Genomic DNA, 16,786 nt, shown 5'->3' with positions numbered 1-16,786 from the left:
CGGTGGCGGCCGGTTATGCCTACACCGCCCACCAGGAGTCTCATCATGGCTATCGCTCCCGTCTGGTTCATCTCCCACGGCGCCCCGGATCTGGTCTTGCGGGATCAACCGGCGACCCAATTTCTGAAAAGCCTGCGCCTCGAAGGGGTCAAGGGACTGGTGGTGATCTCGGCCCACTGGTTCAGCCGTACCGAGCTGCAGATCAACGTCGAGCCCAATCCGGCCCTGATGTATGACTTCTACGGCTTCCCGGAACCCCTCTACAGCATCCGCTGGCCCGCCAGCACTCCGGCCTGGCTGCAGGAGGCGGTGAGCGATCAGTTGCTGCTGAGCGGCCTGCCCGCCACCCCGGTCAAGCGCGAGCTGGATCACGGTGTCTGGTCTCCCCTCTCCCTGATGGATCCGGCGAGCGAACTTCCCCTGGTGCAGCTCTCCATCCCCGCCAGCTTCAGCCCGGCGGAGCTGTGGCGACTGGGCGAAGCGCTGCAAGCCCTGCGTGAACAGGGGATCGGCATCCTCGCCTCTGGCGCCATTACCCACAACCTGCGGGCCTTCGGGCCGGACGGCTCCCCGGTCCCCGGCTGGGCCAGCGACTTTGCCCACTGGCTGGAGCAAGCCATGGCAGCGGGGGACCGCCCCGCGCTGGAAGATTACCGGGCCCGCGCCCCGGGGGCCGTGGAGTCCCATCCCCATGACGATCACCTGCGTCCGCTGTTTGTGGCGCTGGGGGCGGCAGGGAGTGACAAGCCCTCGAAACTGCACGACAGCTGGGATTACGGCAGCCTCTACATGGGTGCCTACCGCTTCGGCTGACCCCGACAAGAGGGTCAATCATCTCTGCGCATGGCGGGTCACTCCCGCCATTTTTTTCCGTCGTTTTCGCCGACAAATGACTTAATAAGAGACTCATCGTGCTGAACTTCCGGTAGAATGCCCTCTTTCGGGTAATATCGACTGGCAAGGATGGCTGTCGCATTCCAGGTGGCATGATGAACCCTCTTCGATCACTGATCCTGCTCTGCCTGCTGTTCGCCCTGCCCGCACAGGCGCTGATCCTGCACAGTCGCCACGATTTCCAGCCTGTCTATTCCCCGATGTCACCGGCCGAAGCGCGCTGGCTGCAACAGACCCCGCAGTTGCGGGTCGGCATACTGCGCCACGACTACAAACCGTTCAGCATTCTCATTCCGGATGACCGTTTCGAGGGTGTCTCAGCCGATTATCTCGACATCATCGCAAAATCACTGAAGAAACCCCTGTCGTTTACGGTGTATGCAGATAAAACCGCCATGCTATCGGCCCTGCGCGAAGGCAAACTCGACATCGCCAATATCGGCAACCAGGCCCTGGATGAACAGGAGACCGGCATCAGCCTGAGTCGCCCCTATTTCAGCAGCACCCCCATCTTCTCCGCCCTCAGGCTGCGCCAAGGTCCCCTGCTGACCCCGGGTCAGAGCGTGGCCACCGTCGCCGGTTATGCGGATGCGGCCCAGTTCAAGCGCTATTACCCCACCCTGAAACTGGTGACCTACCCCTCCAATAAGGCGGCTTTCGACGCGGTCTTCTTCGGTCATCAGGACGTTTTGCTGAGCGATGCCTATGCCATGCGCTACCTCAATGGCGAACGCTTCGATCAGCTCAGAGCGCGCGGCGAAGCCCAATCCGGTCTTGCCCCCGGCGCATTTCGCTTCGCCGTCTCCAGCCAGGCCCCCCAGCTGCTGAACCTCATCAACACCACGCTGAAGGATCTCGGCGATCTGACCCGCTACTTCATCTTCAGTCAGTGGAGCGGCCCCATCCGGGATACGGTAGACAGCCCGGCCAACCTCTTTGATGCCGATGAACTCGCCTGGCTGCGCCAGGCTCCCACCATCAAGGTCTGGCTGATGGACAACCTCTACCCCTATGGCGTCAGAGACTATGACGATCAGCTGACCGGAATGGCGGTCGCCATGCTGACCAAGGTGAGCAAGCGCACCGGCCTGCACTTCAGCTTCGTCTCCTATCACTCGGAGCAGCAGCTGAGCGAGGCGGTCCGCCACGGGGAGGTCGATCTCATCGGTGCCATCTCCCGCCCCGTTGCCCGCCACTATGGCCTGCAGACAACCGCCCCCTATGCCGCCGACGACATCTACGTGATCCTGGCCCAATCGTCAGATGCCAGCATCCACGGCATGGGGGATCTGGCAGGCAAACAGGTGGGCATGACCAGCCACAACCCTCTCGCCAAGCGGCTTGGCAGCAGCCGACTCACCCTCACGGAAAGCGCGGCCGAGGCGATACGTTCACTCAAACTGGGGCGCCTCGATGCCGTCATCGTGCCGCTCTACTTCGCCCAGCACATGATGGGGAGCAGCGAGGCCCAACTGCGCATCGCCGGCCCCGCCAGTGACGAGCCCATCCAGATGGGGTTTGCCGGCATGCCGCGCAACGCCATGCTGATGCAGATCCTCGACAAGACCATCCTCTCCATCTCGCCAAGCGAGCTAGCCATGATGAACTACGAGTGGCGCAACCGAACCCTGCCAGCGCCCAGCTTCATCGATCGCCATGCCCACTACCTCTACTTGCTGTTTGCGGCCCTGTTCGGGCTGGCACTGCTGCTGTGCTACCGCAACCGCATGCTCAAGAGGCTGGCGCAATCCGAGCAACACTCGCGCCATCAGCTCGAGGCCCATGTGCGTTTCATCGAGGCGCTGGGGGAGAGCCTGCCCCACCCCATGGTGGTACGAAACAGGGATGGCCGGGTATTGATGTGCAACAACCGGTTTCTGACGCAGCTGGGCGCGAGGCGGGAGCGGGTGCTGGATCATGCCTTCGCAGAGGGGCTCGCCGGCCGGGTCAATGACGAAGACATCGCCGTACTGGAACAGGATTTTGCCCAGGTGCTGGCGACGGCCGAACCCATCTTCGCGGATCGCTTGTTCCATCAGGGGGAGCACTGCTCGGTCATCTATCACTGGATGGTGCCCTACTTTGATGTCGGGGGGGTCGTCAGCGGGGTGATCGATGGCTGGATAGACATCACGGATCGCAAGACACTGGAGGAGGACTTGCGCCTGGCCAAGGAACAGGCCGATCGGGCGAGCCGTGCCAAGAGCGACTTCCTCGCCACCATGAGTCACGAGATCCGCACTCCCATGCACGCCATCCTCGGCATGCTGGAGCTGGTCAGCCAGGATCCGGCTCTGAACCATCGCAGCGCAGAGCAGCTGAGCATTGCCTCGGAGTCGGCACACGGGCTGCTGGATCTCATCGGGGATGTGCTGGATATCTCCAGCATAGAGGCGGGTCAGATGACACTGAACCCCGTTCCCTGCACCCTCAGCCCCCTGCTCTATTCGGTCTGCCGGGCATTCCAGGGCATGGCCGAACACAAGGGGCTCGGCTATCGCGTCGAAATAGCCACCGACGCCCTGCCCCAGGTAATCATGGATCCCCTGCGCCTGCGTCAGATCCTCTTCAACCTGCTCGGCAACGCCATCAAGTTCACCCATCAGGGAGAGGTGAGCGTAGCGGCAAGGCTGGATACCCACGGGCAGGATCCGCTGCTCCTTATCTCCATCCATGACAGCGGGGTGGGCATTGCCGCCGACCAGCTGCCGCGGCTGTTCACCCCCTTCTATCGCGGTCGCAGCGCCCAGCCTCAGGAGGGGAGCGGGCTTGGACTCAACATCTCCCGCATCCTGTGCCAGATGATGGGCGGTGACATCAGGATCGAGAGCACTCTCGGGGCGGGCACCCGGCTCGAAGTGAGCATTCCCCTGCAACTGGCGCAAGCCCCGGTCACGCCCCCTCATCCCCTGCCCGCCGAACAGGCCCCGATGGATCGCCCCCCCTTGCGCATTCTGGTGGTGGATGACAACCACACCAACCAGACCCTGCTGCGCCAGCAGCTCAAACACCTTGGACACCAGGTGAGCGTGCGTGGCAACGGCGCCGAGGCGCTCAGAGCCATCCACAGCAGCCACTTCGATCTCGTCATCACCGACTGCCAGATGCCGGTGATGGATGGATTCGAGCTGGCCCGTCGCTTGCGGGCCTACGGCCATGATCTCCCCATCTGGGGCTTCACCGCCCATGCCCTGCCGAGGGAGCGGGAGCTCTGCCTCGCAGCCGGCATGGACGAGTGTCTGTTCAAACCCATCGGGCTGGCTCGTCTGCAAACGGCGCTCATGGGGATCACACCGCGTACCCCGTAAGCGCCTGGCTCGTCAGTGACAAACGCCCATAAAAAAGAGAGCCTAGGCTCTCTTTTTTCATTCGATGCCGGGATCAGTAGAAGATCCGGTCTGCCTTTTCACTCATCTTGAGCCACACCGGCTTGGTGCTGGTCTTGTTCCAGATGCGATGCAGATAGCTGTAGAAGCGGGCACGATCGCTGCGAAACAGCATCACCGGAAAGGCCAGCACACCCACCAGCATGGCAAAGCTGCGACGAAGGATTATCTGAGTCAGAGAGAAGGGATGAAACATGATGAACACCTCACTGGTAAGACCACTGAACAAAGATTACGCCATAAATTGTAGGATTACTACACCATGAAGGCCATTTTTTTATGAAAAAATGCCTTTTCAGGAGGTAAATGAAAGTCGGTTACATTCATTAACCAAAATACAACAAGAGTGGCAAAAGGCCTGGGCTGGTTCAGAGTTAATCAACGAGAGGAGCGGCAAGGAGGAACAGGGTATGAAACTGGCAGAAGTGGCGATCCTGGGGCTGCTGGCGCTGCTGATCCGGGCCCAGTGGCAGGAGTGGGAGCTCAATCGCAATGACGCCATCGAGATCGCCTATCATGGCGCCCCCACGGTCAGCCTGTGGCAATGTGGTCAGCTGAAACAAAAGATGGGGCAGCTGGGCGAACATTCGGCCGAGATGCAGTACCAGTTTCGCGGTCAGGCCATCGCCGATCTGGAGCGTTATCTGCAAAAGGAGTGGCGACTGCAGGGGTGCGATCAGTTGATTGCGGATCAGTGAAGACGGGTCAATCCGACCGAAGCGTTCTGGACAAGAAGATGAAAACAATGGGGAGATATGGAGGCACGTTCCGGAGTCGAACCGGACTAAACGGATTTGCAATCCGCTGCATAACCGCTTTGCTAACGCGCCATGCTGCAAGACAAGTGTCTTGAGAGTGATGCTCATGCTTGGTGAACATGAGAAATTGGAGCGGGAAACGAGACTCGAACTCGCGACCCCGACCTTGGCAAGGTCGTGCTCTACCAACTGAGCTATTCCCGCCTGACTGCCTGATGCCAGTTACCTGACAACGAGGCGCATTATACGTACCCCGAGCCCGGGCACAACCCTTTTTTATGAGTTTCAGCGCTTTTGCCGACTGTTTGCTCAGGCTTTAAACGGCTTGCTCGAAAATCCCTCCAATCCTTGTGATCTGGCAGGCGAATCCGGGATAAAGTCATTGAAATAATTAGCCTTTAATCAGAAACTCACATGGCTTAGTAACTGGATTCTCAATTGAAAATCACAAAATGAAATGGACCTTCAGGCCTCGTGGGCTCAGACCGCAGCTGATGCTGGCGTTTTTCATGCTGGCCATGGTGCCCTTTCTGGTCATTACTCTCTTCTTCCTCTATAGCCACGGCAAGGATCTCACCACCCAGACCTCCAACCATCTGGTCTCGGTGCGCAACATCAAAAAGAGCCAGCTGGAAGATTACTTCGGCAACCTCAAAGAACAGATCACCAACTTCTCCCAGCAGGACTTTGCCGGCGACAGCATAGGCCGCTTCTACGGCTTCACCGGCGCCTTCGAAAAGCTCGGCACCACACCGCAAAGTGCTCGCGCCCGCGCCCAGGCCCGCTATGTGCCTGGCTCCTGGGACAAGCTGCAGCAGCCGGACAACAAGCTGGTCATCGAGCCCTCCATCAGTGCCCTGATCCTGGCGGACGAGATGTATGGCCGGGTCCATCAGCGCTTCCACCGCGGCTATGCCGACATGGTGCGCAAGAGCAATTACAGCGACATCTTCCTGGTGGATCTCAACGGGGACGTGGTCTATTCCGTCACCAAGCAGCCCAACTTCGCCACCAACCTGCTCTCCGGTCCCTATCAGGCGAGCGGACTTGGCAACACCTTCGCCAAGGTCAAGCGCCGCCTCGACGGTGGCCAGCCACCGCGGCAGATCTTCGAGTTCACCGACTTTGGCCGCAACGAGCTGACCGGCAAGGTGGTCGCCTACCTGGCCGCCCCCGTCATGCAGTACGACGACGTGCGCGGCGTGGTGATCTTCGAACTGCTGCCGGACAAGCTGAACCAGATCATGGCCGAACGCGAGGGACTCGGGAACACGGGGGAGACCATCCTCATCGGCCCGGACAAGCGGATGCGGGCCGATGCCTGGCTGGCCCCGGAATTCAGCGTGGAGAACAGCTTCAGCCCCAACTTCAGGCCGCTGCAGACCCCGCTCATCCTCACGGCGCTTTCCGGCGAGCAGGGGGTAGGCCCCTTCCTCTCCTATCACGATGACGAGGTGCTGGCCGCCTATACCCAGGTCAAGGTGTTCGATACCGAGTGGGCCTTCATCGCCGAGATATCCACCAGCGAGGCCTACTCCCCCATTCGCCAGCTGGAGACCCTGGTGATCCTGCTGGGAGCCGCCTCCCTGCTGCTGCTCATTTTGTTCTCCCGCTGGCTCTCCCACTCCATCACGGCGCCCCTGCGATCCCTCACCGCCGCCGCCGAGCAGGTGGCCGACGGCGCCCTGGATCACCCCATCACCATTCCCCGCACCGACGATGACATCGACCGCCTGGCCCAGGCGTTTCGTCACATGCAGCGCTCGGTGAAGGACAAGATCGAACTCATCGAGCGCCAGACCCAGGAACTGCAACAGCAGGTCAAGCTGACCCACAGGCAGAACCAGAGCCTGCAACAGGCCGACAAACTCAAGGATGAGTTGCTCGCCAACACCTCCCACGAGCTGCGCACCCCCATCCACGGCATCAAGGGGATGGCGGAGTCCATGCTTGCGAGTCAGCAGAGCCTGACCGAGGGCCAGCAAAAGCAGCTCGGCCTCATCATCAAGAGCGCCGACGGCCTGGCCCGGCTGGTAGACGATCTGCTTGACTATCACCAGATGCGCTACGGCCAGTTGGAGATCCACCCCCAGCCCGTCTCCTCCAAGGGGGTCATCCGGCTGGTACTGGATCTCTGCCAGCACCTGGTGCAGGCCAAGCCTCTCACCCTGGTGGACATCAGCTCGGCCGAACTGCCCCCCGTGCTGGCGGATGAGCAGCGCCTCGAACAGGTGCTCTACAACCTGGTGGGCAACGCCATCAAGTACACCCCCCAGGGCAAGGTGGTGCTGAGCGCCCAGGTCGAAGGCCAGTTCCTGCGCATCAAGGTGACGGACACCGGTATCGGCATTCCCCGGGAACACCTGGAACACATCTTCGAGCCCCTGGTGCAGATGAACCCGGAGCTTGGCAAGCAGGGGGCCGGGCTCGGCCTCTCCATCACCCGCCAGCTGGTCCACCTGATGGGAGGAGAGCTCAAGGTGGAAAGTGAGCCCAGCGTCGGCTCCACCTTCGCCTTCACCCTGCCCCTTGCCAGCGGCAAGGCGGGCAGCCTGACCCTGGACAGCCGCCAGATAGAGCATCAGTTGGTGCGCCAACAGCCCCTGATCCTGCCGGACTGGGAGAGCGACGATCTGCCTATCCCCCCCGATGGCGCCCCCCTTATCCTGGTGGTGGACGACGAGCCCATCAACTTGCACATACTGCGCCACCTGCTGCAACCCTGCGGCTACCGCATCCTGCCGAGCAGCGATGGCCACGATGCCCTCGCCAAGCTGGCCCAGGAGCCGGTCAACCTCATCCTGCTGGATGTGATGATGCCGACTCTGTCGGGCTTCGATGTCTGTCGTCGCCTGCGGGAGCAGCACCCCAAGGATCAATTGCCGGTGCTGCTGCTCACCGCCCTCAACCAGCCAAAGGATATCGAGGAGGGCTTCAACGCCGGGGCCAACGACTACCTGGTCAAGCCATTCTGCAAGGAGGAGCTGTTTGCCCGGGTCAAGGCCCTGCTGGAGGCAAGCGCCGGTCGCGCCTCATTGGTGGAAAACCGCCTGCTCAAGCAAGAGATAGAGCACCGTCTGCGCCTGCAGGGACAGCTCCATCAGGATCAGGAACGCTTGCTGGCCCTGCTCGGTGAGGGGGCCGACCCCATGGTCTTCATCGATCCCCGGGGCACTGTGCTGTTCGCCTCGCGGGTGCTGGCACGGCTGCTCGGCCAGGAGCCGGAAGCCATGGAAGGGCAATCCCTCGACGAGTGGCTGGCCGCACCGCTGGCCCGCCAATGGCCCGATCTGGATGAACAACAGGAGTGCTCCCTGAGCTTCCTGGTGGCCGGGCAGAAAGATGAGCTCAACGCCCGCGCCCTGCCCATCAGCCTCGGCGGTCAGAGTGCCTATGCCCTCACCCTCAGCAGCGATGCGAGCCCCGATGACAACCGGGTGATGGCGCTGGAGAATGCCCTCAAGAGCCTCTCCCGTCAGGCCATCATTGAGGACGGCCAGCTGCTGGGCGAGCTGAGCCGGCTCGGGGGGGAGTTCCGATCGCTGGCCGACAACCTCATCCGCCAACAGGATGACGAGCCCCTGCGCCGGGCTCTGGTGGACACCATGCACCTCACCCTGGATGCCTGGCAGCAGAGCACCGGCAAGGGCAAGATAGTGCTGGCGGAGAAGAGCAAGCTGTGGCGCGTCTACATGGACAGATCCAGCCCCCAGACCCGCACCCTCGACAAATACCTGAGCCTGGACACCCTGCCCAAGGCACCGCGCTGGAAGACGGTGGTGGCGAGCGCCGAATACGTGCTCAAGCAGTGCCCCCTGAACGAGACCCAGCGCCAGAGTCTGCACCAGAGCACCCAGCTGCTGCGTCAGCTCGCAGGTCGCAAGGGGTGAGTCCTTCGCCCCATCTTTTTCCCCTCAATGAAAAAGCGCGCCTGTCTGGGCGCGCCTTCTTCAATCTGATCCCGTGGCCCTCTCAGTGGCCCTCTTGATGACCGTAGTAGTGCTCGAGCAGGGCGCTGGCCTCCGTCGGTGAGATTTCCATCTGCGGCCAGCGGCTCGCCTTGTCCCGGATATCCTCCAGCCCCCCCTTCTCCGGGCGAAGCTGACTGCCGAGCTGCCGGTTCAGGGCGTCATAGCGGGCGACGACCGCCTGCCGGGTGAAATGACCAGGCGCGAGATCCAGCCGGTAACCCTTGAACAGCCACTGCAACCCCTGGTAGAGCGCCGGGTGATAGACGCTGTGATGATCCTCCTCCTCGAAATAGCGGCTGGTGACGTGCAGATTCGGGACGCTCTGCGCCGTCACCCGCTGGGCAAAGGTCTGCAAGTGATCCCGATGAAACTCGGAACGTCCAAAGCCCGGGGTGAAGGGGTTGTTGGCCACCGCGATAAACAGGGAGGCCGGGTGCTTGAGAGGCCGGGTCAGGGCCCGCTCGATGCGCTGGTAGTTGTGGGGGTAGTCGAACCAGAGGCTGGCATCGATGGAGAGATAGCCCTGAAACTGGCCTTCGTCTTTTGCCACCGCGTCCAGGGTCAGCAGGCCCCCCAGGGAGTGGCCCACCAGCAGGGCGGGTGAGGCGGTGCGATAACGGCCGTCGATGAGCGGGCGCAGCTCCCTGGTCAGATACTGCATGAAGCGCGGCCCTCCCCCGGTCTTGGCATAGCCGGCCCCCGCCGGCGCCCCGTTGGGCAGCACCATGGTGTGGCTCGGGGTGTAGTCCCGCATCCGGTCGGTGTTGTGCACCGCCACTATGATGAGGGACGGGATCGCCGGATTGAGCCCGGCCCGCAGCGCCTGGGTGATGCCCGCCACCTCCAGCAAGAACTTCTCCCCGTCGAGCAGGTAGAGCACCGGGAAGTGCTGATCCGGCTTTTGCGCATAGTCATCCGGCAGATAGACGCTGTATTGGCGGGTTTCGCCGAGCAGGGTGGAGTGATGGCTGAAGCCTTCGGCGTAGTGAAGCAGGTCTGCCTGGGCAGAAGAGAGACTGAGCATAGTGAGTAGTAGAGTAATGAGTCTTGTCATGGAATGGGTCATGGTCGGCCAGCCTTGGCGATCCGGCGCCGGACGATACAGGAAAACGGCAACAGGGCTTGTGAGCCCTGCTGCCGTCTGTCATCACAGCTTGTAGGTGAAACCTGCCATCAGGTTGGCCGGTTCGCCATACATGTTGAAGGTATTGGTGGATCCGACCCGGTAGAAGTACTCACGGTCAAAGATGTTGTAGACGTTCAGGGTCGCCTGCATCTTGTCGTTGATGTCGTAACGCACCGCCGCATCGAACAGGGCATAGCCTCCCTGATGGGTCTCGACCCCCTTCTGGTTGAAGGAGTAATCGCTCACCGCCGTCATCCCCGCCCCCAGATGCAGCCCCTGCACCCAATCCGCCAGGTGGTAGTCGGTCCACAGCGAGAGGGAGTGGCGCGGGATGGCATCGAATTTCGGGTTGTGATCGCCGGACTTCTCCTCGATGTCGGTGAAGGTGTAGCCGGTCATTACCATCCAGTTCTGGCTGAGGTAACCGGTCGCCTCCAGCTCCACCCCCTGGGTATCCACCTTGCCGGTGGCCCAATAGGTGTTGGTGATGGCGATGCCCTGATCGTCATAGGCCTGGGCGGCGATATTGCTGTCCTTCATCAGGAAGGCGGTTGCCCGGGTGTTGAGCAGGCCATCTCGCAAGGAGGACTTGATGCCCGTTTCCCACTGGCTCCCTTCCCGCGGTTTGAGCATGTTGCCGCTCTCATCCTGACTGGTCTGGGGCTTGAACACCTGGGAGTAGCTGGCGTAGAGCGCATGCTCGTCAGTCAGGTCATAGACGGCCCCGGCATAGGGGGTAAACTTGCCGTTGAACTCGCCGGACTCGCTGCTTTGAGCACCCGAACTCAGGGTGGTGCTGACGGTGTCCAGATCGTACCAGGAGACGCGGGCCCCGGTGATCACCGCCAGCGGTTCCAGCAGACGCCAGGTGACCTTGCCATAGAGACCGAGCTCGGACTGCTCTTCATGGTCGTTCTTGGTGTAGCTGTAGGTCGGCTTGGCCACCGTGGTCGGCTCGAAGTCGAACACGTTGATCTTGCCGATGTTGCGGTTGGTGTAGGTCTGGGTGTCGGACTCATAGCGTTTGTAGTCAGAACCCAGCACAAACTCGCTCTTGTGACCCAGCAGGCCAAACATCTGGCTGTAGCTGGCATCAAATGCCATATTTTTCTGCTGGTTTGCCTGACCATTGAACATCAGGCCGGTATTGCCGGCGGCATCCACCGGACCGTTGGTGAAGGTCTGCTCCAGGCGCATGTCGTGATCCATGTAGCGGGCCGAGATCTGGCCCACCCCGCCGTTGGCGAAGGCATGCTGGAGGGTCCCTCCCACATCCGTGGTGTCGGCGTCGAAGAAGTCCTCATCCGACCCTAGGTAGGTATTGCGGCTGATGTCGAGCATGGTGCCGTCTTTATAGGCCGGCAACCCGTTGGTAGGCAGGATGTCCTTGGTCTGATGCAGGGCATAGACGGAGAGCAGGGTGCGATCCGACAGATCGAACTCCAGGGTGCCGTAGTAGGTGCCGTTGTCGTTGTTGTTGTAGTCGACCTGGTTCTTGATGTCGGCGTTGGCCACCACGGCGCGACCGCGCAGGGAGCCCGCCTCGTTGAGGGCGCCCCCCAGATCCGCCTCAAGATAGTGCCTGTCCCAGCTGCCATAACGGGCCGTGACCGAGCCGTTGAACTCGTCGGTCGGGCGCTTGAGCACCATGTTGATGACGCCCCCCAGCTCACTGGTGCTGTTGAACAGACCGGAGGGGCCGCGCATGATCTCCACCCGATCCACCGCCGCCAGCGACGGCAGGGTACCGTATTTGCTTTGCAGGGGAGACGGCAGGCCGTTGAGGTTCACCTCATCGTACTCATAGCCGCGGGAGAAGATGGAGGAGCGGCCGCTGTCGTTGACCATGGTGCGCAGGCCAGGCGTGTACTTGGCCAGATCGTCCACCGCGACGAAATTGCGCTCCTCGATATAGTCGTTGGTCAATACGGTGATCGACTGGGGAATGTCTTTGAGGGCGGCCGGGGTCTTGGTCCCGACCGTGGCCGAGTCGACGCTGTAACCCCCCGTCTCTTCCGACGACGCCATCCCGTAGAGCGGGTTGCCATAGACAACGACTGTTTCATCCGGTGCGATATTCGCGGTTTCCGCCCTCGCGGGGGAAGCCACAGTGACAGCCAGAGCGGCAGAGACGGCCAGAGCCAGTGGGCTGAGCGCTTTATCCTTAAAGACAACCATAGTAAGAGTGACCCCCAAACAGAGATGATAATCATTTTCATTTGATTTTGCGGGGGCTAATATAGCACCCAATCATCCGCCGTAGTTTTGCGGTGTGGTCATTTAATACTTCGAAATGGTCAAAGTTTCAGATGGTCGACGTGCACATGGCTGACTCAGTGGTCAGAGATACCAAGGTTAGAAAACGGGGTCTGTTTACCGGAAGAGTGGAAAACCTGATGATCCAGGATGGTATCCTCTTTCACAACAAAGACATCGTACACAAGGCCGACTTCGCCACCGAGCGGGAGCTGCCGCCGCAGCTCATCATCGCCCTCCCCCTCGAGAGCAAGGCCCTGATGACCTATGGCGCCACCCATCGCCTGCGAAGCTGCCGCTTTCACAAGTCAGACCCCATCATCGCCACGGCCATCCTCTATACCCGGCCCGACAAGGTGCAGGGCGCGGCCAAAGCCCATGTGCGCAGCCGCAGCATAGTGCTCTCCCTCAGCCTGCCCTGGCTTGAACATCATCTGGATGGCAAGCAGCGCGCCTCCTTCGAGCGCATCTTCAACCATCACCTGAGCCGTTTCGACTGGTCCCTGTCACCGCACCTTGGCCAGATCGCGGAGGCCCTGAACCTCACCAGCAGTCAGAATGCCCCCGAGATGCTGATGCGAGAGGCATTCGCCCTCACCCTGTGGGAAAGTCTGATGACCAACCTTGTGCAGGCGGCCCTGATCTCGGGCCTCAGGCACAGCGAGCAGCCGACCCGGCTGAAGATGTTGCTGATGGATGAGAAGGTGGACGAGATGACCCTCGCCGACATCGCCGATGCCCTCGGCATGAGCGTCTCCACCCTGCAACGGGCGGCCAGAAAGGAGCTGGGGATGAGCCTGCAGCGTTACCTGCGCGAGCGCAAGTTGCAGGAGGCCAGGGCAAAACTCGAGGAGCGCAGCCTCTCCCTGCAAGAGGCCGCCGAGCTCGCGGGTTATGCCCATGTCGCGAACTTCATCACGGCGTTTCGAAAACTGTTTGGTTTCTCGCCAAACCAGTTCGTTCGGCAGACTCAGGGCGATGGCGCCCTCTCGCCGGTCACCACGCAGGATCACTAAAGCGCGAGGCCTGGGCATCCTGACCAGCGGGCTGTTGGCATCGGCTAGTCATGAGCCTCGATACTGATGGTCATGCGATCGCCACGGACCAGTAGCCGCAAGCCGGGCCAACCCGTTCGATTGCAGTGATGCTGTCAATGAGACGCGTATCCGCCTGGGCTCGCTCAAGCGGGCCCAGCAAGTGATGGGGATTGGTTATCTCTATGTGGAAAGGGCCCTGGCGCAGCCCGGTTGATGGGGCAAGGAAGATTCACCATGTATCAATCAAGGAGCGGCAGCAGAAGCTGACTGGCGGAGTGAAAAATCACGGGGGCCTGCCCGGCCCCCGTTTGCTCATTGCTCCTGTGCTCAGCGCCGCCTGTCTATCTGGAGGACGGATCCTGCAAGAGGGTCGCGATCCCCACCACCATGGGCTGGGCATAATCAAAGAAGGCCTTGATGCCCGGACACAGGTAGTTGAGGCCCAGCTCGCCGTCCGGTGCACGCACTATCCGGTTCTTCGGGCACTCCCCCCAGCACAGCTTGAGATAGGGGCAGGCCTTGCAATAGGCGGGCAAGGTCTCTTTCTTGCCAAACCCGAAGGCCTGCTGGCGCTCGGAGAAGGCCATGTGGGCCAGCTTGGTGGTCGCGATGTTGCCCAGCTGATATTCGGGGTAGACATAGTGATCGCAGGAATAGATATCGCCGTTCTTCTCCACCGCCAATCCCTTGCCGCAAAACTCGGAGGTGATGCAGATCTGGGCGGGCATTCCCATGGTCTGGGCCACCGCGGTCTCGAACAGGTTGACCTGTACCCGGCCCAGATCGTTGTTCACCCACTCCTCGAACACCGCGATGAGGAAGCGCCCCCAGTCATCGGGATCCACCGACCAGTCCGTGACGATGGAGTCCAGATCCCCCGGCTTGGCCCGGCGACTCCCCGTCACCGGGATGCTGTCATCGTGCCAGAACTGGGGCGCAGTCTTGGTAAAATCTACCGGTTCAACACAGGGGTTGAACTGGATATAGGTCGCACCGAGCTCACGGGTGAGAAAGCGATAGACCTCGAGGGGAAAGCGAGCGTTGGTATGATTGACCGTGACCAGGGCATTGAAGGGCACCTGGAATTTCTTGAGGGCGGCCACCCCTTCCATCACCTTGTCGAAGGTGGGCTTGCCGCTGCGGGTCAAACGGTATCTGTCGTGCAGTTCGCGCGGGCCGTCGATGGACAACCCCACTAAAAATTGATGTTCCTTCAGGAACGCGGCCCATTTGTCATCGATGAGGATGCCATTGGTTTGCAGGTCGTTTTCGATGCGTTGACCCGCTTTTTTGTACTGCTGCTGTAACTTGACCACTTTATGGAAGAAATCCAGTCCCATCAGGGTGGGCTCTCCCCCCTGCCACGAGAAGACCACCTGCTCCCCGTCCTGGCTGTCGATATACTGGCGGATAAAGTTTTCCAGCACCTCATCGCTCATGTGGCTATGGCGATCCTGGTGCAGCAGCCCCTCCTTGTGCAGGTAGAAACAGTAGGTGCAGTCGATGTTGCAAGTGGACCCCGTGGGCTTGGCCATCACATGGAAGCGGCGCACCCAGGCAGGTCCCTTGCCGGCATATTTCTCTGCTGATGCCAACGCTTTGATAGGCAGTGTGGTGCTGTGTTTCATATCGTCCTTAAAGACGGGCGGGAAACGTCCCCGCCCGAATACGTCGAACATCAGTTGTTCTGGTTGTTGCCCTTCTCGATCATGGCACTCACGTCGGAGACGGTGAAGCTGCCCGGTTTCTGACGTGGCGGGAACTCCTTGAAGCTCTGGATCATCTGCGCGGCGTATTTCTGGGCGCCGCCCAGCAGGTAGAGACGGTCGTAGAACCAGGCGTTGTAGCCCATGCCGTCCGAGCCTTTCTCCAGCGGATCCACTTCCAGATCGAAGATAAGCGGCGTACGCAGTTTGGTGAAGGGGTACTTCCACAGATCCAGACCTGTGTGCTCCTGGATCATGAAGTGAGCCTTCCAGCGGCCATAACGCATGGCCAGCAAGTCGCCATCATCACTCCAGTAGAAGAACTCCTTGCGCTGACCTTCCCCTTTCCCTTGCAGGAAGTCGAGCTGGTTGTAGCCATCCAGATGCACCTTGTAGGTCATCTTGGCAGTCTTGTAGCCCTTGAGCAGTTTTTCCTTGATCTCGGGCTCACCGGCCGCCGCCACCAGAGTCGGGAACCAGTCGTTGCTGCCGAAGATGTCGCTGATCACCGTCCCCGGCTTGATATGACCCGGCCACTTGACCATGGCGGGTACCCGGAAGCCCCCTTCCCAACCGGTGTTCTTCTCACCGCGGAACGGGGTAATACCGGCATCCGGCCAGGTGGCGGTCATGGGGCCGTTGTCCGTGGTGTAGACGACGATGGTGTTGTCTTCGATCCCCAGATCTTTGATCTTCTTCATCACTTCGCCGACGATGGCGTCATGTTCGACCATGCCGTCCGCATAATCCCCGAGACCCGTCTTGCCCTGGTGATCCGGCTTGATGTGGGTCTTGTTGTGCATGCGGGTGGTGTTGAACCAGGTGAAGAAGGGTTTCTTGGCCTTGACCTGACGCTCCATGAAGTCATTGTTGGCCGCCAGGGTCTCCTCATCGACGGTCTCCATCCGCTTCTTGGTCAGTGGGCCGGTATCTTCAATCTTGCCGTCGGCGCTGCTCTTGATGACGCCGCGCGGGCCGAACTGCTTGCGGTAAGCGGGATCCTTCGGATAGTCAGGATTCTCCGGCTCTTCTTCCGCGTTCAGGTGGTAGAGGTTGCCGAGGAACTCATCGAACCCGTGGGCGGTGGGCAGGAACTCGTCCCGATCCCCCAGGTGGTTCTTGCCGAACTGGCCGGTGGCATAGCCCAGGTTTTTCAGCATCTCGGCGATGGTGGGATCTTCTTTTTGCAAGCCTTGCGGTGCCCCCGGCATGCCCACCTTGCTCATACCGGTACGAAATGGCATCTGACCGGTGATGAAGGAGGAGCGGCCCGCGGTGGAGCTTTGCTCGGCGTAGTAGGAGGTAAACTTGGCCCCTTCTGCGGCGATCTTGTCGATGTTCGGGGTCTGGTAGCCCATCATGCCCTGGTTGTAGGTACTCAGGTTCCAGTAACCGATGTCATCGCCGAAGATGACCACTATGTTCGGCTTGCCCTTGTCTTGTTCTGCCGCCGTGGTCGCGGCCTGCGCCGAGGCCGCCGTCGCGCCGAAGGCCAGCGTCAACATGCTGGCAATCAACGTCCTTTTTGATGGAATTTTATTCAGCATTGCAGTGACTCCATGTCCATTGGGGTGGGTTTCAGTGCAATGATAACTTAATAATCTATAAGGGATTGGGTCAAGCCGTAAGTAACATACTTCTCTATAGGTTCA

The 16,786-nt window shown here is 60.7% G+C and carries 10 protein-coding genes and 2 tRNA genes; 5 read left to right on the top strand and 7 right to left on the bottom strand.

The window, feature by feature from the left end; all coding sequences use genetic code 11:
- The first annotated feature begins 45 nt into the window (after positions 1 to 45).
- Both ACW5W7_RS07195 and ACW5W7_RS07190 read left to right on the top strand, forming a co-directional pair.
- On the top strand, positions 46 to 813 hold the full coding sequence (locus tag ACW5W7_RS07195; protein WP_456501258.1) for a DODA-type extradiol aromatic ring-opening family dioxygenase: 768 nt from the start codon (positions 46 to 48) through the stop codon (positions 811 to 813).
- Positions 814 to 989: 176 nt separating this feature from the next.
- The gene (locus tag ACW5W7_RS07190) at positions 990 to 4,202 is read left to right on the top strand and encodes an ATP-binding protein (RefSeq protein ID WP_456501257.1); all 3,213 of its coding nucleotides are present in this window, start codon (positions 990 to 992) and stop codon (positions 4,200 to 4,202) included.
- Positions 4,203 to 4,275: 73 nt separating this feature from the next.
- Here the strand turns inward: ACW5W7_RS07190 and ACW5W7_RS07185 are convergent, their stop codons facing one another.
- Complete coding sequence (locus ACW5W7_RS07185) at positions 4,276 to 4,476, bottom strand: YbfA family protein (RefSeq protein WP_349921489.1); 201 nt, start codon at positions 4,474 to 4,476, stop codon at positions 4,276 to 4,278.
- Positions 4,477 to 4,690: 214 nt separating this feature from the next.
- Here ACW5W7_RS07185 and ACW5W7_RS07180 point away from each other — a divergent pair, with 214 nt between their 5' ends.
- Positions 4,691 to 4,978 carry a hypothetical protein gene (locus tag ACW5W7_RS07180; RefSeq protein WP_434666515.1) on the top strand — a complete coding sequence of 96 codons (288 nt, stop codon included), beginning with the start codon at positions 4,691 to 4,693 and terminating at the stop codon, positions 4,976 to 4,978.
- A 58-nt stretch (positions 4,979 to 5,036) separates the two neighbouring features.
- On the opposite strand, the gene ACW5W7_RS07175 is transcribed toward ACW5W7_RS07180, so the two are convergent.
- Together ACW5W7_RS07175 and ACW5W7_RS07170 are read right to left on the bottom strand one after the other, a co-directional pair.
- A tRNA-Cys gene (locus ACW5W7_RS07175) sits at positions 5,037 to 5,110 on the bottom strand.
- A 56-nt stretch (positions 5,111 to 5,166) separates the two neighbouring features.
- Positions 5,167 to 5,242, bottom strand: a tRNA-Gly gene (locus ACW5W7_RS07170).
- A 248-nt stretch (positions 5,243 to 5,490) separates the two neighbouring features.
- On the opposite strand from ACW5W7_RS07170, the gene ACW5W7_RS07165 reads away from it, so the two are divergent.
- Complete coding sequence (locus ACW5W7_RS07165; RefSeq protein ID WP_456501256.1) at positions 5,491 to 8,928, top strand: ATP-binding protein; 3,438 nt, start codon at positions 5,491 to 5,493, stop codon at positions 8,926 to 8,928.
- An 82-nt stretch (positions 8,929 to 9,010) separates the two neighbouring features.
- Here the strand turns inward: ACW5W7_RS07165 and ACW5W7_RS07160 are convergent, their stop codons facing one another.
- On the bottom strand, positions 9,011 to 10,063 hold the full coding sequence (locus ACW5W7_RS07160; RefSeq protein WP_456501255.1) for an alpha/beta hydrolase: 1,053 nt from the start codon (positions 10,061 to 10,063) through the stop codon (positions 9,011 to 9,013).
- Between the two features lie 93 nt (positions 10,064 to 10,156).
- Positions 10,157 to 12,244, bottom strand: a complete 2,088-nt coding sequence (locus ACW5W7_RS07155; RefSeq protein WP_456501254.1) for a TonB-dependent siderophore receptor — start codon at positions 12,242 to 12,244, stop codon at positions 10,157 to 10,159.
- Between the two features lie 287 nt (positions 12,245 to 12,531).
- On the opposite strand from ACW5W7_RS07155, the gene ACW5W7_RS07150 reads away from it, so the two are divergent.
- Positions 12,532 to 13,407 (top strand): helix-turn-helix transcriptional regulator, encoded by an 876-nt coding sequence (locus ACW5W7_RS07150; RefSeq protein ID WP_456501253.1) that lies wholly within the window; start codon positions 12,532 to 12,534, stop codon positions 13,405 to 13,407.
- A 362-nt stretch (positions 13,408 to 13,769) separates the two neighbouring features.
- Here ACW5W7_RS07150 and ACW5W7_RS07145 read toward each other — a convergent pair whose 3' ends face one another.
- Both ACW5W7_RS07145 and ACW5W7_RS07140 read right to left on the bottom strand, forming a co-directional pair.
- Positions 13,770 to 15,056, bottom strand: a complete 1,287-nt coding sequence (locus ACW5W7_RS07145; protein ID WP_456501252.1) for an anaerobic sulfatase maturase — start codon at positions 15,054 to 15,056, stop codon at positions 13,770 to 13,772.
- Positions 15,057 to 15,106: 50 nt separating this feature from the next.
- Positions 15,107 to 16,681, bottom strand: a complete 1,575-nt coding sequence (locus ACW5W7_RS07140) for an arylsulfatase (RefSeq protein WP_456501251.1) — start codon at positions 16,679 to 16,681, stop codon at positions 15,107 to 15,109.
- Between the last annotated feature and the right edge of the window lie 105 nt (positions 16,682 to 16,786).

It is taken from the genome of Aeromonas intestinalis (assembly GCF_054052485.1).
The sequence above is the reverse complement of the archived record's forward strand: the minus strand, read 5'-3'. Positions and strand labels throughout refer to the sequence as shown.